The 18,458-nt window shown below is 60.9% G+C and carries 19 protein-coding genes, 1 tRNA gene and 1 pseudogene; 14 read left to right on the top strand and 7 right to left on the bottom strand.

What is annotated here, in order from left to right; translation table 11 throughout:
- Window positions 1-76 precede the first annotated feature (76 nt).
- From FNU76_RS10585 to FNU76_RS24520, 4 genes are all read right to left on the bottom strand, one after another.
- Window positions 77-691, bottom strand: coding sequence for a helix-turn-helix transcriptional regulator (locus tag FNU76_RS10585; RefSeq protein ID WP_144278168.1), 615 nt, complete (start codon window positions 689-691; stop codon window positions 77-79).
- Window positions 688-2,082: an HlyD family type I secretion periplasmic adaptor subunit gene (locus FNU76_RS10590; protein ID WP_144278169.1), complete on the bottom strand. Its 1,395-nt coding sequence runs from the start codon at window positions 2,080-2,082 to the stop codon at window positions 688-690. The genes FNU76_RS10585 and FNU76_RS10590 overlap by 4 nt, the downstream gene beginning before the upstream one ends.
- A complete protein-coding gene (locus FNU76_RS10595) occupies window positions 2,082-4,265 on the bottom strand; it encodes a type I secretion system permease/ATPase (RefSeq protein WP_144278170.1) in 2,184 nt (727 codons plus the stop codon). Before FNU76_RS10595 ends, FNU76_RS10590 begins: the two co-directional genes overlap by 1 nt.
- 226 nt (window positions 4,266-4,491) lie before the next feature.
- Complete coding sequence (locus FNU76_RS24520; protein ID WP_223879303.1) at window positions 4,492-4,815, bottom strand: hypothetical protein; 324 nt, start codon at window positions 4,813-4,815, stop codon at window positions 4,492-4,494.
- Window positions 4,816-4,962: 147 nt separating this feature from the next.
- Here FNU76_RS24520 and nhaA point away from each other — a divergent pair, with 147 nt between their 5' ends.
- The gene (nhaA, locus tag FNU76_RS10605) at window positions 4,963-6,129 is read left to right on the top strand and encodes a Na+/H+ antiporter NhaA (RefSeq protein WP_144278171.1); all 1,167 of its coding nucleotides are present in this window, start codon (window positions 4,963-4,965) and stop codon (window positions 6,127-6,129) included.
- A gap of 56 nt (window positions 6,130-6,185) precedes the next feature.
- Here the strand turns inward: nhaA and FNU76_RS10610 are convergent, their stop codons facing one another.
- A complete protein-coding gene (locus FNU76_RS10610) occupies window positions 6,186-6,884 on the bottom strand; it encodes a thiol:disulfide interchange protein DsbA/DsbL (protein WP_144278172.1) in 699 nt (232 codons plus the stop codon).
- A 29-nt stretch (window positions 6,885-6,913) separates the two neighbouring features.
- Entirely contained in the window at window positions 6,914-7,585 is a 672-nt protein-coding gene (locus tag FNU76_RS10615; protein ID WP_144278173.1) for an SPOR domain-containing protein, read from the bottom strand.
- Between the two features lie 293 nt (window positions 7,586-7,878).
- On the opposite strand from FNU76_RS10615, the gene argH reads away from it, so the two are divergent.
- The 12 genes and pseudogenes from argH to FNU76_RS10670 all read left to right on the top strand — a co-directional run bounded on the left by argH (window position 7,879) and on the right by FNU76_RS10670 (window position 17,023).
- A complete protein-coding gene (gene argH / locus FNU76_RS10620) occupies window positions 7,879-9,270 on the top strand; it encodes an argininosuccinate lyase (protein ID WP_144278174.1) in 1,392 nt (463 codons plus the stop codon).
- The gene (locus tag FNU76_RS10625) at window positions 9,267-9,725 is read left to right on the top strand and encodes a GNAT family N-acetyltransferase (RefSeq protein WP_144278175.1); all 459 of its coding nucleotides are present in this window, start codon (window positions 9,267-9,269) and stop codon (window positions 9,723-9,725) included. Before argH ends, FNU76_RS10625 begins: the two co-directional genes overlap by 4 nt.
- 124 nt (window positions 9,726-9,849) lie before the next feature.
- Window positions 9,850-11,778 (top strand): sensor domain-containing diguanylate cyclase, encoded by a 1,929-nt coding sequence (locus FNU76_RS10630; RefSeq protein WP_144278176.1) that lies wholly within the window; start codon window positions 9,850-9,852, stop codon window positions 11,776-11,778.
- 65 nt (window positions 11,779-11,843) lie between these two features.
- Window positions 11,844-12,452, top strand: a complete 609-nt coding sequence (gene gstA, locus FNU76_RS10635; RefSeq protein ID WP_144278177.1) for a glutathione transferase GstA — start codon at window positions 11,844-11,846, stop codon at window positions 12,450-12,452.
- Window positions 12,453-12,481: 29 nt separating this feature from the next.
- Entirely contained in the window at window positions 12,482-12,943 is a 462-nt protein-coding gene (locus FNU76_RS10640; RefSeq protein ID WP_144278178.1) for a DMT family transporter, read from the top strand.
- Between the two features lies 1 nt (window position 12,944).
- Window positions 12,945-13,202, top strand: a complete 258-nt coding sequence (locus FNU76_RS10645; RefSeq protein WP_144278179.1) for a YkgJ family cysteine cluster protein — start codon at window positions 12,945-12,947, stop codon at window positions 13,200-13,202.
- A 202-nt stretch (window positions 13,203-13,404) separates the two neighbouring features.
- Window positions 13,405-13,614: pseudogene (locus FNU76_RS24525) on the top strand (transposase); the annotation flags it as partial.
- Between the two features lie 84 nt (window positions 13,615-13,698).
- The gene (locus FNU76_RS10650) at window positions 13,699-14,523 is read left to right on the top strand and encodes an undecaprenyl-diphosphate phosphatase (RefSeq protein WP_223879354.1); all 825 of its coding nucleotides are present in this window, start codon (window positions 13,699-13,701) and stop codon (window positions 14,521-14,523) included.
- A gap of 60 nt (window positions 14,524-14,583) precedes the next feature.
- A tRNA-Met gene (locus FNU76_RS10655) sits at window positions 14,584-14,659 on the top strand.
- A gap of 5 nt (window positions 14,660-14,664) precedes the next feature.
- A complete protein-coding gene (locus FNU76_RS10660; RefSeq protein ID WP_144278181.1) occupies window positions 14,665-14,853 on the top strand; it encodes a hypothetical protein in 189 nt (62 codons plus the stop codon).
- 295 nt (window positions 14,854-15,148) lie between these two features.
- Window positions 15,149-15,433: a hypothetical protein gene (locus FNU76_RS10665; protein ID WP_144278182.1), complete on the top strand. Its 285-nt coding sequence runs from the start codon at window positions 15,149-15,151 to the stop codon at window positions 15,431-15,433.
- A gap of 294 nt (window positions 15,434-15,727) precedes the next feature.
- Entirely contained in the window at window positions 15,728-17,023 is a 1,296-nt protein-coding gene (locus tag FNU76_RS10670) for an SET domain-containing protein (RefSeq protein ID WP_144278183.1), read from the top strand.
- A 101-nt stretch (window positions 17,024-17,124) separates the two neighbouring features.
- On the opposite strand, the gene FNU76_RS10675 is transcribed toward FNU76_RS10670, so the two are convergent.
- Entirely contained in the window at window positions 17,125-17,409 is a 285-nt protein-coding gene (locus FNU76_RS10675) for a helix-turn-helix domain-containing protein (protein WP_144278184.1), read from the bottom strand.
- 244 nt (window positions 17,410-17,653) lie between these two features.
- On the opposite strand from FNU76_RS10675, the gene FNU76_RS10680 reads away from it, so the two are divergent.
- The gene (locus tag FNU76_RS10680; RefSeq protein WP_144278185.1) at window positions 17,654-18,307 is read left to right on the top strand and encodes a TraB/TrbI/VirB10 family type IV secretion system protein; all 654 of its coding nucleotides are present in this window, start codon (window positions 17,654-17,656) and stop codon (window positions 18,305-18,307) included.
- Window positions 18,308-18,458 lie beyond the last annotated feature (151 nt).

Consider the following 18,458-nt stretch of genomic DNA (forward strand, 5'->3'; position numbering starts at 1 on the left):
TGGAGCTCATGCTAGCGAGATGGGAGGCCGCGCGATATTGGCCTTGGGTACAGGTAGGTGAGGCAAGCCCGAGTTTTCAGGTGATTCCATGTACGCGCAGGGCCAGTTGCAGCCTATCGGTCAGGTGCAACTTGGCGAACACGGCGGCCAGATGCGCTTTGACGGTGCGCTCGGTAATCCCGCATTGGTCGGCAATGGCGCGGTTGGAGGCGCCATTGGCAGCCAATTGCGCGACTTCGCGTTCCCTTTCGGTCAGCCCTTCGCCCCAGGTCGATGCGACCACGGAGCGGGCCGCTTGTACGCTGGCGAGCAGTTGTTGCATCAGTTCGCGTCCGACCCAGACGTGCCCGGCGCTGACCACTTCTTGCACCTGCCGCAGCGTGCCGGCATCGGCGTAGGCGTGGCAGTAGGCCGCACTGCCGGCATCCAAGGCAGCCAGCGCCTGCTCGCGCCGAGGAAAGCTGCTGGCGTAAATCAGCTTGGCGCACGCCAGCAAAGGCGCCCAACGCGGGTCGGACCAAGCCGGCAGATCGGGGACGGCTTGGTCCAGCCAGATCACGCTGCCGTGGGCCACACCTTCGCTTGCCAGCGCCGCGAAGCTGTCCAGGCCGGGCGCATCGGGCATGCCCAGACTGCGCCGCCAATGTGCCAGCAGCCCCCCATCGGTGCTCAGTAGAAAAATTGGGCTCATCGTTCGGTCAGGGAATTGGCCTTGGCACGCAAGATGGGTTTGAGCAGGTAGGACAAGATGGTCTTCTTGCCGGTAAGAATATCGACCTGGGCCACCATACCCGGAATGATGGGCAATTTCTGCGGTCCCAGGTCGGCCGATACGGTACGCACCCGTACCAGGAAGAAGGCATTGCCCTTCTCATCCGTCACCGTATCCGCGCCTATCTGCTCCAGCGTTGCATCCAGGCCGCCATAAGTCGCGAAATCGTAGGCGGTGAACTTGACCTGGGCTTTCTGGCCAGGCCGCAGAAAAGCGATATCCTTTGGCAGGATGCGCGCTTCCAGCAGCAGGGCATCGTCGGACGGCACCACTTCCACCAGGTCCTTGCCAGGCTGTACCACGCCACCCACGGTATTGATCTTGAGCTGCTTGATGGTGCCTTTTACCGGCGAGCGGATTTCCGTCTGCTTGACCCGGTCCTGCAGGCCGACACTGCCTTCCGACAAGGCGCTCAATTTGGCATTGCTTTCGCTCAGTTCCGCCCGGGCCTGGTTTTCGAATGCCAGCTCCACTTCGCGTATTTTGCGGCTGGCCTCGCCGATGGCCGCCTGCAGGCGCGGAATATCGGAATTGGCACTGTCGCGTTCGCCCCGATAGCGGGCCACATCGCGCTCCAGCCGCAGCAACTCCACATCCGACACCGCGCCGGTCTTGGCCAGGGGCCGGGTCAATTCCAGCTCCTGCGCGGTCAGATCATAGCTGCGCGCCGCCTGTTCGCGCCGGGCCCGCACCGATACCAGCTCCTGGCTGCGCTGCGAAGCCTGCTGGCTGGCGACCCCCACCGAGGCATTCAGCTCGGCGCGGCGCGATTCGTACATCTGCCGCTCCTGCTCGACGATTTCCGGCGCCTCGCTCAGCACCTGTTCCGGCGGGATGAAGGCCGCCCCGTCGGCGAGTGCCTTGAGCCGGGCAGACTTGGCCAACAGGGCCAGGTACTGGGCGCGGTTCTCGCGCAAGGACGACACCATGCGGGTGGGATCGACCTTGAAAAGCAGTTGGCCGGCTTGCACCACCTGGCCTTCACTGACAAGGATCTGCGACACGATGCCGCCGTCCATGCTCTGCAGTATCTGCACCTGCCGGGAGGGGATGACCTTGCCTTCGCCGCGGGTGACCTCATGGATAGGCGCCAGGCCGGCCCAGATCAGCAAGACCAGGCAGGCGCCTATGCTCAGCCAGACCACCACCCGTGCGCCTCGCGGGGTCTGCTCGGCGATGGCCCAGTCGGCATCGGCATCGAAATCCATGTCCTTGTCGCGTCCCTCGCCCAACAGGCCCAGCATGGCTCGGTCCAGCCAGGCGGAACAGGGTGCGTAGAGCGCTTGCAGGCCCTTCAACACGCGCGACATCAGGCGGCCCTGCCGATCCGGCCGCTCTGCAAGGCCTCCACCACTTGTGCCTTGGGGCCATCGGCCATCACCTGGCCGTTGTCGATCACGATCAACCTATCCACCAGGTCCAGCAGCGAAGTGCGGTGGGTCACCAGCACCATGGTCTTGGCATCGGCGAATTTGCGCAGCCGCGTCTTCAGCATATCCTCGCTCTGATGGTCCATCGCGCTGCTGGGCTCATCCAATAACAGGATGGCCGGATCATTGAGCAAGGCCCGGGCGATGCCCACTGCCTGCCGCTGCCCGCCGGACAGCGACTCGCCGCGCTCGCCCACCAGCATATCGAAGCCGCGTGGATGGCGATTGGCGAACTCGGTCACGCCGGCGATTTCAGCCGCGGTCAGTATCATCTGGTCGTCGGCGAAAGGCGCGCCCATGGCGATGTTTTCCTTCAGCGTGCCGTAGAACAAATTGATGTCCTGCGGTACGAAGCCGGTGGCCCGGCGTAGTTCGGCGGGGTCGATCTGGCGCGCATCGATGCCGTCGATCAAGACGGCGCCCTCGCTGGGCTGGTACAAGCCCAGCATCAGCCTTTGCAGGGTGGACTTGCCCGATCCGACCCGGCCGATGATGGCGACCTTTTCACCGGCGCGTATCTTGAACGACACATTGTTCAACGCGCTGTCCTCGCGCCCCGGATAAGCGAAGCTGACATTGCGGAATTCGATCCGCCCCTGAAAGCCGCTGCGGTGGAGGAAGGACGACTCTTCCGGCCGCTCAGGCTCGGTCTTCATATGGGTTTCCACCGCGCCCAGGCCGCTGCGGGCGTTGTGATATTGCAGCATCAGGCCCGCTACCTGGCCAAAGGGCGCCATCACCCTGCCGGCCAGCATCGAGGCAGCAATAATGCCGCCCATGCTGACCTCGCGGTCGATCAGTAGATAGACCCCGACGATCACCACGCAAATCGACACCAGTTGCTGCAAGGCCTGGGCGATATTGAGGGTGGCGGACGACAGCAGCTTGAGCTTGGCGCCGGTCTGCGCCAGGAAGACGCTGGCCTGCTCCCACTTACGCTGGAAACTCCCCTCGGCCACCATGAACTTGATGGTTTCCAGGCCGACCAGACTCTCCACCAAGGTGGCATTGCGCTGGGCCGCGGCGCGCTGGGTCAGTTCCACCAGCTCCTGCATCTTTTGCTGCACCACCATCGCGCAGGCCAGTAAAAGTACGATGCCGATCAAGGGCGGCAGGATCAGCCAAGGCGAGATCCAGGTCATCACCAGCAGAAAGAGCAACACAAAGGGCAGGTCGACCAAGGTGGTGATGGTGGCCGAAGCGACGAAATCGCGCACCGATTCGAAAGCCCGCAAATTGGCGGCGAAGGAGCCGACCGAAGCGGGCCTGTCCGCCAGGCGAAGACCCAGTACCCGTTCCATGATCTGCGCCGACAGGGTGACGTCGATCCGCTTGCCGGCGGTATCGAGGATATAGGCGCGCAGTACGCGCAGCACCACATCGAAGATCAGCATCAGCAGTACGCCCAGCGACAGCACCCACAGGGTTTCCTCGGCGCGGTTCGGTACCACCCGGTCGTAGACCGTCATCGAGAACATCGGCAGGGCCAGGCCGAAGAAGTTGATCAGCAGGGCCGCCAATAGACTGTCCCGGTATAGGCGCCAGTTCTGCCACACCACGCTCCAGAACCAGTGCCGCGTTTTCAGCTGGCCGGTGGCGGGCGTGCGGGTTTCGAAATGGAATACCGGCCGCACAAAAAACACCACGCCGGTATAGAGCGCTTCCAGCTCGGCGCGGCTCAGCACATCGGCCGACTCGCCGCCTTCCGGATAGCGTACCCGGGCTTCGCCGGTCGGCAGCCATTCCAGCAGGATGCAAGCCAGCTTGCCCTTGAGCAGCAGAATGCAGGGCAACAGACCGGGCCTCAGCTCGTCCAGCGGCCGCCGCGCCACCCGCGCGGTCAGCCCGGCACGGGCGGCGGCGCGCGGTAGCAGGGCCGGCGTCAACTGGTTGTCCACCAGCGGCAGACCGGCCGACAGCGATTCGCGGGTGGTGTTGATACCGAAGATGCGGGCAATCGATACCACGCAGTCCAGCAGGGGGTCGAAGCGGGTATGGTGCTCACCGACGTGCCAGGACAGGGAATCGATGGGTAGCGGCGCGGCGGTGGAGGAGGGTGTCATAGGCAGGGGATGGGGTCTTCTTGCCGGAGTGGTGATAAGTCGCGCTCGCACGCAGGGTGGATCGGCCGGGGCTTGCTACCTGTTTAGCAGCTTTGCTGGCTACAGCCTAACCGCCCCGTGCGATGAAGCCAAACATCACCGAAATAGTAGAAATACCTAATACTTCAACCGATCGGCTTATCCACAGCCTATATAGCCTTTGCGCGGAACCTGGCATGGCCTGGCTTCAAAGGATCAGGTCATCGTTGCCCAATAGGTCCAGGGCACCACCGAGCTTATTGCGTATACCCTTGCGCAGCAGCAGCTTCTTCTGTGCGGCAGGCGGTAGATCGGTCAGTTTTATGACATTGTTATGTATCAGGGCATCGATCACATCCTCGATCACACGCACGAAATCGGCATCGGCATCGCTGAAGATTTCCTGGTCCGGCGGCCGGTCAAGGAAATGCAGGATATCGGGATGATGGGCATCCAAGCGCTCGGCACCGGGAATTTCCTCCCGCGAGATGCCGGTAATCCGACCATCGCCGTCACGCACTACGCTGAACATGATTTTCTCCCGGCCGGCACGAAATCCGCGCCGGCCTGTCGCTTCAGATAGTAGTCTTTCATGCCTGGGCGCGTAGGGAAATGCGGCGCCTGACGAGCGCACCCGTCGTGCAATTCAATAAGACCAAGCCTGACAGAGGAGAGATCGATGCGAAGTAGCATCCAGCAATTCATCCAGCACGAATCCAGTGGCGGCGTGCTGCTGATGCTGACCACCATCCTGGCGCTGGTGGCGGCCAACAGTCCGCTGGCCGGTGCCTACGCGCAACTGCTCGGCATCCCGGTTGCCGTCAGCCTGGGCGAATTCGCCATCGCCAAACCACTCCTGCTATGGGTCAACGACGGCTTGATGGCGATATTTTTCTATCTGGTCGGGCTGGAATTGAAACGCGAGCTCCTGGAAGGCGAACTGGCCGACCGCCAGCGCGCCACGCTGCCGGCCATCGCCGCGATCGGCGGCATGCTGTTGCCCGCGCTGATCTATCTCGCCTGTACCTACCACGATAGCGCCGCCCTGCGCGGCTGGGCCATTCCGGCGGCGACCGATATCGCCTTCGCCCTGGGGGTGCTGACCCTGCTGGGGCCGCGCGTACCGATGGGCCTGAAGGTCTTTCTGGTTTCACTGGCCATCATCGATGACCTGGGCGCCGTGCTGATCATCGCCTTGTTCTATTCGCATGGCGTATCACCCCAGGCACTGCTGGTAGCGGTCGGCGCGCTGGCCTTGCTGTGGCAATTGAATCGGCGCGGCGTCAGCCGGGGTTTTCCTTACCTGTTGGTGAGCCTGGTGCTGTGGGTCGCCGTCTTGAAGTCGGGCATCCATGCCACCTTGGCAGGCGTGGCCGCCGCCTTCTTCATGCCGCTGCGCACGCGCAATCGGCATGGCGAATCGCCTTTGCGCGCACTGGAAGCGTCGCTGCACGGACCGGTGGCTTTCTTCGTGCTACCGGTGTTCGCCTTCTTCAATGCCGGCATCCCCTTGCAGGGCCTGAGCCCGGCCAACCTGCTGGAACCCGCCCCGCTGGGCATCGCACTGGGCTTGCTGATCGGCAAGCAATTGGGGGTTTTGTCCTTTGCCTGGCTGGCGGTCAAGTCCGGCTTGGGCCGTCTACCCGAGCAGGTGGGATGGCGGGAGATCTACGGCGCCGCGCTGCTGTGCGGCATCGGCTTTACCATGAGCCTGTTTATCTCCGGCCTCGCCTTCAGCGGCGACGATCCGCATTTGCTGGTAACCAGCCGGCTGGGGATCCTGGTCGGGTCGCTGCTGTCTGCGGTGGCGGGGTATTTGCTGCTGGCGCGATCCCCGCGGCGCTAAGAAAAAACGCCACCGAAAAATCAGGTGGCGTTGATTTCTACCGAAGTCGTCCTGCTTCAGGACTTCTTCTTTTCCGCGGCAACAGCGACGGCAGGCTTGGCTTCAGCCTTGGCGGGCTTGAGGCCGGCGCGTTCCTTGGCGATCAGTTCGTTCATCACGACGAAAAGTTTGTCTTCGCTTTGGGTCTTGGACGGCGAAGTCTTGTACTTGCCGTTGATGATAAAGGTCGGCACGCCATCGATCTGGTAGTCGCGCGTCAATTGGCTGGCGCGGGTGAATTGCGACTGTGCGCTGAAGGACTTGTAAGCCGCTTCGAACTGGGCACGGTTCACGCCTTGCTTGGCCACCCAATCGAACAGTACCTTCTCGTCGCGCAGCTCGATCTTGCTCTGCTGCACCGCCTCGAACACCTTGGGCGTGAGTGCGTTGACCTGGTTGAGCGCCTTCAGGGCGATAAATATCTTGGCATGGCCGGTCATATCGCTGCGGCCATCCCACATCGCGTGTTCGCGGCGGAACGACACATCCTTGGGCAGCGTCTTCACCCAGGCCTCGACCTTGGGGTCGAGGTGGAAACAATGCGGGCAGCCATACCAGAAGAACTCGATCACTTCGATCTTGCCAGGGGCATCGGTCGGCTTGGCGCTGGACAGATAGTCGAAATCGACGCCGGCACGTGGCTCGGCATGGGTGGTAAGGGCAGCCAGCGCAAGGCCGGTGGCGAGAAGGCGGGCAAACAACTTGGCAAACCGCATTATGGCTCCTGAGGTATCGAGGGATTTTCTTACTGTTTGATTAAGGCGGAATCGACGCCGTTCACGGAGAGCTGGCTGCGCAGACGATCGATATCTTCCAGGCGCGCCAGCGGGCCTATCCTGACTCGATGCAGCACGCCCTTGCCGGCTACTTCGCTGGTCTGGATATTGGCCTCGATACCGAGCAAGGCCAATTTTGCCTTCAGATTATCGGCATCCGTCTCATTCTGAAAAGCCCCCGCCTGCAAATAGCTCCCTTTGGCCGGCTGGACCGTGGCAGGAGGATTCGCTTCGGGCGGCTTGCTGGGGACCACGGCTTTCGGCTCGGGTTTGGCATCACCGCCCAGTTCCGGCAGCATGGTATAGAAATCGAAACGGTCGGGTGCCGGCTTGGCCGGGGTGGCGGGATCGCTTGCCGGCGGAAGCGGCGGTACGGCAATCGGCGCCTTGCCGCCGCCAGTCGGCGCCAACACCTCCGGCTGGCCAGGGGAAGGCTGGGCAGCAGCGCCGGCCTTAGACACCCTGCTGCCGAATGGATTGGGGGATTTGTTCAGATAGAGGGCTGCGGCCACGGCGATCGCGATGCCCAGGCACAGGCCGATGAACAGGCCGGCGAAGATCGACCCGCCGCTACCGCCACCACCACGTTTGCCGGCACCCGCGGCCGGGCGCTTGCCACTTTGCTTATAGTCCTTGCTCATGTCCCACTCTGCAACAGCGCGGCGGTTGCCACGCGAATCGGCGCATTATAGCGACCTGGCGCCCCGAAAACCGAGCTAACGCAAGCTTGGGCAAGGCCATTTGAAAACCCTGCCCGGATCGCCGCCCGGGCGTACCCGCCGCCGGCGTCGCGCCCACCTTGAAATCCCGCCGGAATCGAGCGGGTATTAACGGGAAATACCACGTCTTACCCCCTATTGTCTTTGTCGCACTGCGGCAAAAGTACCGATTGCCCTATAATCGCGCCATCGCACCAAACTTGGAACCTGCGTTCATGCATGACGCCTCCCCGAAAACCTGGTCAGGTCGCTTTTCCGAACCCGTCGCAGAGTTGGTCAAACGTTATACCGCCTCGGTGTCCTTCGACAAACGGCTGGCCGAATTCGACATACAGGGCTCGCTGGCGCACGCCCAGATGCTCAACAAGGTGGGCGTCCTCAGCGACGACGACCTGACCGCCATCACCAATGGCATGAGCAAGATCCTGGCCGCCATTCGCGAGGGCAGCTTCGAGTGGCTGCTCGATCTCGAAGACGTGCACATGAATATCGAAAAGCGCCTGACCGACCTGATCGGCGACGCCGGCAAGCGCCTGCATACCGGCCGCAGCCGCAACGACCAGGTCGCTACCGATATCCGCCTGTGGCTGCGCCACGAGATCGACGCCCTCATCCATCTGGCCGGCGAACTGCAACGCTCCCTCCTGGACCTGGCGGAAAAACACGCCGACACGGTGATGCCGGGCTTTACCCATCTGCAGGTCGCCCAGCCCATCACCTTTGGCCACCATCTGATGGCCTATGTGGAAATGCTGGCCCGCGATGTGGAACGCCTGCAGGACACCCGCAAGCGCGTCAACCGCCTACCGCTCGGCGCCGCCGCACTGGCCGGCACCAGCTACCCGATCGATCGCGAATTCGTCATGCGCCAACTGGGCTTCGACGCCGTATGCGAAAACTCGCTCGATGCGGTCAGTGACCGCGATTTCGCCATTGAGTTCACCGCGGCCGCCGCTTTGGTGATGACGCATCTGTCGCGCCTGTCGGAAGAACTGGTGCTGTGGATGAACCCGCGCTTCGGTTTTATCGATATGGCGGACCGCTATTGCACCGGTTCTTCGATCATGCCGCAGAAAAAGAACCCGGACGTGCCGGAGCTCGTGCGCGGCAAGACCGGCCGCGTCACCGGCCATCTGGTGGCCTTGCTGACCCTGATGAAGGCCCAGCCGCTGGCGTACAACAAGGACAACCAGGAAGACAAGGAACCCTTGTTCGACACCGTCGACACCCTGTCCGCCACGCTGCGGGTCGTGGCCGACATGATGCGCGGCGTGGTGGTCAAGCCTGAAGCGATGCGCCGCGCCGTCAAGCAGGGCTATGCCACGGCCACCGACCTGGCCGACTATCTGGTCAAGAAGGGCCTGCCCTTCCGCGATGCCCACGAGGCGGTCGCCCTGGCGGTCCGGTATGCCGGCGAGCAGCGCAAGGACCTGGAAGACCTGAGCCTGGTGGAGTTGGGCACGTTCTCGCCGCTGATCTCGGCGGAAGTCTTTGAAGTCCTGACTCCCGAAGGGTCGCTGGCCAGCCGCAACCATATCGGCGGCACCGCGCCGAATCAGGTACGGGCGGCGATCGCCCGTGCGCGCAACAGACTGGAAGAAGCATGAACCTGAGTTGGCAGTGGAGCCGGCTGGAGGAACTGAGCGCGCTGCAATGGCATGAAGTGGGTGTCCTGCGGCAAACCGTCTTCGTGGTCGAGCAGGCCTGTCCCTACCCAGACCTGGACCAGCTCGATCCGGTCAGCTTACATTTGCTGGGACGCGACGAGGCCGGCCAATTGCAAGCCTGCTTGCGCCTGGTGCCGGCGGGCATGAAGTTCGATGCACCGTCGATAGGCCGCGTCGTTACTTCCGCACAAGCGCGCGGCACCGGGGCAGGCAAGGCGCTGATGCTGGAAGGCCTGGCCGAACATCGGCGCCGCTATCCGGGCCAGCCCAACCGCATCGCGGGACAACTCTACTTGCGCGGCTTCTATGAGTCGCTGGGTTTCGTGCCGTTCAGCGATATCTACCTCGAAGACGATATCGAGCATATCAATATGGCGTGGATGCCCGCGCATTAAACAGGCGCTGCAAACGTATTGATCTGGCGCCGCAGCACCATGCCGGGCAAGTAAGGCGCTAGTTCGCCACCCGTGCTCGCCACCAGTTCCTATACTGGGCCGGTATGTTTGCCAGGTCGCGCCCATGCCCCGTTCAAGGCCCCACACCGAAATCCGGCGGCCACCGTTTGCCGATTTGCCGGCGTTTCTGCAGGCCCGCCGCGGCATGCTGCTATGGCAGTGCCTGGCCGGCCTGCTGCTGGCCGGGCTGATCGCGTGGGAATTGCACCAGTCCCACCTGGGTACCCGCAAAGCGTCCCAGCTGGCCGCCCAAAACCTTTCCCTGCTGTTAAAGGAGCAGTTGGACGGCGCCTTTCGCGAAACCGACCTGGTATTGCGCGATGTCGCCGGCAAGGTCGCGCCCGCCACGCTGGCCGGCCTGGGCCAACTGCCCCCCGCCGAGCTGAGCGCACTCCAGCAACTACTCGACGATAAATTGAGCACACTGCCGCAGGTGGACACACTTAGCTTGCTGTCGCCGGACGGCCGATGGTCGCTTACCCCCCAGCAGATTCGACACGCCGATGCCGAGCAGCAATATCTGTTGCAACTATTGCGCGATATGCCTGGCCAGGAGCTGCTGATTACCCGGCCAAAGCGGCTATCCGGCAAAGCGGAACTCGGCTTCGTGGTGGGCCGGCGCATCGCAGCGCCCGACGGGGCACTGGGCGGCATGGTGGTCGCCCAGGTCAACCTCGAGTATTTCAATCAGCTCGCCCGTCGCCTGGAAGCAGCCGCGGAGAGCGCTTTTGCCCTGTTGGACAACGATATGCTGCTGGTCGGGCGCTACCCCGAATTGCCGGATGCCATCGGCAAACCCTTGCCGGACAGCGCCGATTTCGCCAGCTGGGTCAACGGTCGCAGCAACGGCTACCAGGTCATGCGCTGGCCCTTCGACGAGCTGGCGCGCGGCTACAGTTTTCGCCGCCTGGAAAGTTTTCCCTTCATTACCCTGGTCGGCGTACCGGACGACGCCTACTTCAATGACTGGCGCCTGAAGGCCGGCGCTTACTGCATCGCCTTCACGCTCTTGCTGCTATTCAGCTTTGCCATGACCTGGCGCGGCTGGCGCGAAGCCCAGTTGGCACTGGCGGCGCGAACCAGCGCCGCACGGCTGCAGGAACAGGACAGCCATCTGCTGCGAGCCCTCGATACCTTGTCCCGGCCGCTGCTACTGGTCGGTGCGGACAACAATCAGATCCTGGTCGTCAACCCGTCCGCTGCCCAACTGTGCGGCCGGCCCGCCGAACAACTGGTCGGCGTGGCCTTGTCGGCCTTGTATCTCTATCCGGAACAGCATGCCCAGATCGTCGAACAATTGAACAGCCAACAATCGATCAGCGATCATGAAATCAAGTTCCGCAAGTCGGACGGGGGCGGCTTTTGGGTGGGTTTATCCGCATCGGTAATCGAATATCGGGCGCAGCGCGCCTATCTGGTGAGCTTGCACGATATCGGCGAACGCAAGGCCATGGAGGAAACACTCTGGCGTAAAGCCACCCTGGACCCGCTGACCGGCATTGCCAATCGGGGCTATTTTCTCGAACGCGCGGAGCAGGAGTGGCTGCGAAGCCTTCGCTACCCGGTCTCGCTCGGCGTGCTGATGCTGGACCTGGATCATTTCAAGGCGGTCAACGATCAATACGGCCACGATGCCGGTGACCAAGTGTTGCGTAGCTTCGCCAGCATGATGCGGGACGAACTGCGCGAAACCGATCTGTTCGGTCGTTTGGGCGGCGAGGAATTCGCCATCCTGCTGCCGGCCGACGATGAACGCGGTGTGCGGGACCTGGCCGAGCGCTTGCGCGCCAAGCTGGCCGACACGCCTGTCACGCTGGACAACGGCCTTGCCCTCGCGCTTACCGTCAGCATAGGCGGGGCATTCTGCCGGCCCACCGGTGAGCGGTTCGAAGTACTGCTGAAACAGGCCGACCAGGCCCTCTATGCCGCCAAGCACGCCGGCCGTAACCGGGTCCGCTATTTCGAACCGCCGGAAGCGCGAGTCGATGCTTGAAATCTTGCCCGACCACACCCTAGACTCATTGACGACCCTTCATCCACCCAAAATTGGAAGATGCCATGAAACTCTACTTCTCCCCCGGCGCCTGCTCGCTTTCCGTCCATATCACCTTGCGCGAGGCCGGCTTGGCTTTCGACACCGAAAAAGTCGATACCAAGACGCATCGCACCGCCGCCGACGTGGATTTCTACACCATCAATCCCAAGGGCTACGTACCCGCTATGCGGCTGGACAACGGCGAGCTGCTGACCGAGGGCACGGCCATCGTGCAATACCTCGCCGACCTGGCGCCCAACAGCGGTCTGGCGCCGGCCAATGGCAGCCTTGAACGGGTCCGCTTGCAGGAATGGTTGAACTTTATCAGCACCGAAATCCACAAGGGCTTCAGCCCCCTATGGAATCCCGCGAGCGCGCCGGAAACCCGCCAAGCGGCCCAGGAGAGACTTAGCCATTGGTTCGGCTGGCTGAACAGCCACTTCGCCGCCAACGACTTCCTGCTGGGCGGGCGTTTCAGTGTGGCGGACGGCTATCTGTTCACCTGCGTCAACTGGTGCAACTACATCGGGATGAGCTTGCAGGACTGGCCGAAACTGGGCGATTTCATGCAGCGCATCGCAGCCCGCCCGGCCGTACGGGCAGCCATGCAGGCGGAAGGTCTGTTAGGCTAGCCTTCCCCGCGCCGACTCCGCCCGTCACCATGAACGTTTTCCCTTACCTGCTCGCCTTTGCCATTGGCTGCGTCGTGCCCTTGCAGGCCGCCGTCAACAACCAGCTAAAGCTGCAGATCGGCGGCAGCACCTTGCTGGCCGCGCTGCTGTCATTCTGCGTGGGCACGCTGGCCTTGGTACTGATCTGCATGCTGAGCGGACAGCGCTGGCAAGGCCTAGCCAGCATGGGCAACGCGCCCTGGTGGCAACTTACCGGTGGCTTGATGGGCGCACTATTCGTCTTCGGCACCACCCTGCTGGCGCCGCGCATCGGCATGGCCGCCATGCTGTCGCTGATCATCGCCGGCCAGGTACTGCTGTCGCTCCTGTTCGACCGCTTTGGCTGGCTGGGTCTGGCGCTGCGTGAACTCTCCACGCCGCGCCTGATCGGCGCCACCCTGGTGGTAGCCGGCGTCCTGCTGGTCAACTACGGCGACAAGGTGGGCAAGTAGCATGCATTGCCGTTCCGACTGCGGCGCATGCTGCACAGCGCCCTCCATTTCCAGCCCTATCCCGGGCATGCCGGACGGCAAACCGGCCGGCATACGCTGCATCCAGCTCGGCGAGGACCAGCGCTGCCGGATATTTGGCCGGCCGGAACGGCCTCAGGTGTGCTCGTCGCTGCAGCCCAGCGAGGCAATGTGCGGCGGTAACCGCGAGCACGCCATGCAGTGGCTGGGGTGGCTGGAAGAGCAGACCCGGCCCAACTGAAACACTATCCTCGTTGTGTTCGTTGACGTCCTCACCCACCTCTCGCTAACGCTCGCCGGCCTTGAGGCCGGCAAGGCGGGGGGACTCCTACGGCGCTATACGCTGAACTGTATAGTCGCTTCGGTGGATTCTTGGCCCGACGCCCCGACTTCGGGCGATATCAAACTCAGAGACCCTGCTTTCTTAAAGAACACACGAGCGGGTGGAGTTCGACGGCGAGAACGACCACGTTCACCTGCTGGTGAACTTCCCGCCCAAGGCGCCCGTCTACAGCCTCGTGATCCGCAAGCAGAACTACCCGAGTATCCACAGCAAGCTATGGGGCGGCACGCTTTGGTCGCCCAGCTATTTCGCCGGCAGTTGTGGCGGTGCGCCCATTGAGGTCATTCGCCAATATATCGGGCAGCAACAGGTGCCGCACTGCGCGGCAAAAGCAACTGATCAACCCCGACTCAAGCTGGCGCATATAATCGTCTTTTTTTTCAACGGCCATTTCATGGATTTTCTGTTGTTGTTCAAATCGCTCGTCATGGGCGTGGTGGAAGGCATCACCGAATTCCTGCCCATTTCCAGTACCGGCCACCTGATCCTCACCGGCCATCTCCTGGGCTTTCTGGACAAGGAGAAGCGCGATGTATTCGAGATCTTTATCCAGCTGGGCGCCATGCTGGCCGTGGTCTGGGAATACCGCGCCAGGCTGATCGGCGCCGTCAGCCAGGCCGGCCAGCCGGGCCCGGGCCGCCAATTGCTGATCAATCTGATGGTGGCAGCCATCCCCGCTTTGCTGCTGGGCAAGCTGATGGGCGAGCAGATCAAGGCCGCGCTGTTCAATCCGCTTACCGTGGCGATCAGCTTTATCGTCGGCGGCGTCATCATCCTGTGGGCGGAAAAGCGCCAACACACGGTATCGGTCGCCACCCTGGAGGACCTTTCGCCACGTGACGCCCTCAAGGTCGGCCTGGCGCAATGCCTGGCGCTGATACCCGGCACATCGCGGTCGGGCGCCACCATCATCGGCGGGATGTTCTTCGGCCTGTCGCGCCAGGCGGCAACCGAATTTTCCTTTCTGCTGGGCATCCCGGTACTGGGCAGCGCTTCGCTCTATAGCCTGTTCAAGCATTGGCACTCGCTGGACCAAAACGACCTGCTGGTATTCGGCATCGGCTTCGTCGCCAGCTTCATCTTCGCCCTGATCGCGGTGCGCGCCCTGCTGCGCTTCCTGGTCAGCCACACCTTCGTGGCCTTCGCCTGGTACCGCATCGGCTTCGGCCTGTTGGTGCTGCTGACCGCCTATACCGGCTGGGTGCAATGGACGGATTAAGATGATTTGCAGATAGTGCTTGACGGGTGGTCCGACTATCTACATAATTCGCCTCTCTGTCGCGGGGTGGAGCAGTTGGCAGCTCGTCGGGCTCATAACCCGAAGGTCACAGGTTCGAGTCCTGTCCCCGCAACCAAGAACATGAAGGCCCTAGGCGCGAAAGCACCTGGGGCCTTTTCGTATTCCTCCACGCCGTTCGGCGCGGGTTTTTTTGCCGACATTCTCGGCCTGATGGCACAGCGTCAGCCGATTAACCTGGTGCCTTACAAGCATGAACTCACCACGCAGGAAGCGGCCAGTTTCCTGCGGGTATCACGCCCACGGTACTGATGGCTGGTCCAGCCCTTTACACGGCGATACTGGATGCAAACGTTCTGTACCCATTCGCGGTTCGGGACCATCCATGAAGAATGGATAAGGAATCTGCCGCGGAATCATCCGTAACTGGACGAGTTCAAGTTGCGGAGGCTAGCCGCCAAGAGATGGATGGGGCTATTCCAGATTGCCTTGTAAGCGGTTACGAACCAATTATTGGAGGTCTCGCCCTCCCAGATCCCAATGATCTGTTCTTCGGTGAAGCGCTTCTTCATGTCCAATCTCCTTCGATGGGATTGGACTCTAAATCGTGGTGCTACTCAAATCCGGGGGGGCGTCGGAAAAATTCCATGCTTCGCTCGAGGTACTTAGCATATTCATCGCCCCGGGCTCGAACGTGGACAAGGCCACCTGCCGCTCCGCCCTGGCATCGTGCTATCGCGAGTTTGGCAATATCGAAGAAGCGATATCGCAGTGTCGGATGGGATTAAGCCTGCTCGTACAATGCGGTGATTCGGCGGAACAGGAAAGAACCGATGAGCTTCGGCTCAACATCGAGAACAAGCTGGCAGCTCTCCTGAAAATTCGAGGGTAATAAATCACCTCCAGCGGGTAGAGAATGTCCCGGATGTGCGAGTGGTCAACGGCATGAGATTTATCGCCTTGCTCGGTCGAAATCAGCCATTCGCAGCTTACCGTCAGTGCGAAAATGCGGAAGAGGGCAATTGACCCGTATGGCATATACCGGTCGTTGCTTGTTGCGATAACAGTCAGTGCATCGATGCAGGCAAACAAAATGTTCCGTAAATTTTCGGAAGTCAATTCATTTACATCGACATCAACTTGACGTGCCATTCATCGAAACACCATCAAATGCCAAGGACCCTCCATGCTCAGTGTATCAACCAGCAAGCCTTCACTTTCGATACCGTTGATTTCGGCAAAAAGGCTGGACCTTATCCCTTTTTCAGAAAATCCGCCATGCCGAGGCATGCAGATTGAATACCTCCGTCCCGAGCAACTCGAGGAAAAATGTCACTTCAAATATACCGAATCCTTATTTGGCGACCCCAATGAACTCAAGGATTATCTATCGGACACGCAAATGCTTGCTCACATAAGAAATCTGCCAGAACAACCCTCGGAGCAGACTATTCGCGCTCGACTGAGCAACCCTTTCGACAGCTTGGTAATTTGCCACATGGACAATTCCATCGGTTATGGCCTGTTCGCCAAGGAAGACATTCCCGGCGATACCGTGCTGTTTCTCTATGCGGGTCATATCGAAGATGTGCAAACCAAGGCATTTAGCAATGGTTATGATTTCACCTGGATAAAGTCCACGATACTCAATCGCTACGCCGAGTTGAAGGTAAAGGGCATTTGCGCCGAAAAAATGGGCGGCCTCTCTCGTTTTATGCAGCATTGCCCGATGGACTACAATAGATATATAGCGCAATTGAAGGAAGTGGTTTTGAAGGAACATGGGCAGCTTATACAGGAAAATAATATCGACCTGGACATGCGGCTCGACCAATTAAAACAAGATCTACTCTACAGCCCCACCCAGTTCCGCGACGACGAACTGGAAAATCTGTCATTCACGGCTCACGGCTTGAAAGAACAATTAGCCACCTGCAACGTCCGCTCTTCGCTTTCCCTGTTCAACGACATACCGGTTATTATATTTCGAACAGTATTTCCAATAAAAAAACATGAACATGTCGGCATTACTTATCAAACAAACTATTGGAATTCATGTAATTGCGTGCCTCGCTATTTCAAAAAGAACGGCGAAATTATTCCACAGCACGCCTATCGTGTCCTTGAGGCGCCAAGTGTCCAATCGGCCGATGCCCCCATCACCACGCAAGCGCTTGCGCATTACAACGACGGAATACAATATTACAAAGACCGTATTTATGAGGCGGCGGTCGAGGAACTCCATGTGTCGCTCGATTTATTCAGCATGCTCCTCAGCCCGGGTTCAATCCTGGGCAAGGCAACCTGCCGCTCCACCCTGGCATCGTGCTATCGCGAGTTAAACAACATCGAAGAAGCGGTACGGCAGTGCCGGATGGGATTGAGCCTGCTCGCCCGATGCGGCGATACATCCGAACAGGAAAGAGCCGACAAGCTTCGGATCAACATCGAGAACAAGCTGAAAGCCCTCCCGAAAATTTGATCCGCCACCATGGGAAAGCACAGAACAAGTTACTCACCCGCTTCCCACTAGGGAAGTGGTCCTGGCACCCGTGCTGCAAGGAACCGTACGGGCATTGGCGACTACTTTAGTGCTTCAAGCACAGCGCTTGGATTTGCATCGATCACTCGCATCAATACACGCGCCGGTCCATGCGGCTGGCGATCCCCTCGCTCCCAGTGGCGCAAGGTACCAAGGCTTACCCCAAAGCGGGCGGCGAAAGATTGCTGAGAAAGTCCGGTGCGCGCCCGAATGGACTTTACGTCCAAAGGAACCATTTGATGCTCGACGGTAGCGATCTTCTCACCGCTCTGATGCTGGATGGCCTCACCCAAACTTTGCTTGATGCTCTCGAATAGCGTGCCCATTGTCATTCTCCATGTGTCCGCCACTGCCGGCCAGGTGATGAAAATCTAAAAAGCAAAATCTAGTCAGCACTTCCAACAGCTTGACCACCACGAGGGGCCAACCTTGCTGAGATTGACTTGTTTACTCCTGCCATTAGCCTTTAGTAGAAACGTGGCATAAGGCCACCCTAGCTCAGGCCCGATTTCTGCTAATGCCCATCATGGTCTACCATCCCGAAGACAATCGAGGAGAACGGAGAACGCTATGCGCCTAATCACGAAGCTCGTCCCCCTAGCACTTTGCAGCGCCATGGCCATGGCGGCCGACCCCGCGCCCGCCGCACCGAAACCGGCGCCGCCACAATGGAATCGAGCGGTTTCGGTCAGCGTATTGATCGGCGCCGATGTTCCGACCGGAGCGGATGCGCGTGCGTTCCCCAGCCCCTTGATCCTGCGCTTGAACGAACCCAGCCGTGCAGCCGTGATCAACGCCGCCGACTGCGTCTACGAAGCCGACGCCTGGGCCAATCTGTCATCCGAACGGGTGATCGTGACACCACGGCTGCTACGCTGCTTTGACGCCAGCGGCCGCGAACTGGCCACCAAGGCGGTGAAAGGCTTTGCCGTGGATAAGGATGGCTTTGGCGGCATCAAGAGCCCGATCGCCTGGGGCCAGGCCGCCAAGGATCTGTTGCTGATGGGGGTGGGCGCCCAGGTCAAGCAGAACTTCCTGGTACGTACCGCCAAGTCGGCGTTGGGCAAGGCCTCGCTAGGCCTGACCGATAACCTGATGGACGACAACAGGAAAGCCCAGCCGGACGGCGAGGCGATCCGCCAGGTACGCAGTACCGAAACCTTGCTGCCTACCCTTTCGCTGGAGCCTGGGCATGAGTTCAATATCGTGTTGAGCGGGCAGTAATCGACCCATTTTGCCCTGACGAATACTGATCAGGCATCCCACCGGTAGTCATTGTCGGCGCAGCGGCCAAGGGGCCGCCACGGTTGATCCGTGGCGGCCCGCTTGCATTACGGGCCCTGACGGAACAGCTTCGGCAACCGCACCGCTTGCC

The sequence above is a fragment of the Chitinimonas arctica genome, assembly GCF_007431345.1.
Lineage (GTDB): Bacteria > Pseudomonadota > Gammaproteobacteria > Burkholderiales > Chitinimonadaceae > Chitinimonas > Chitinimonas arctica.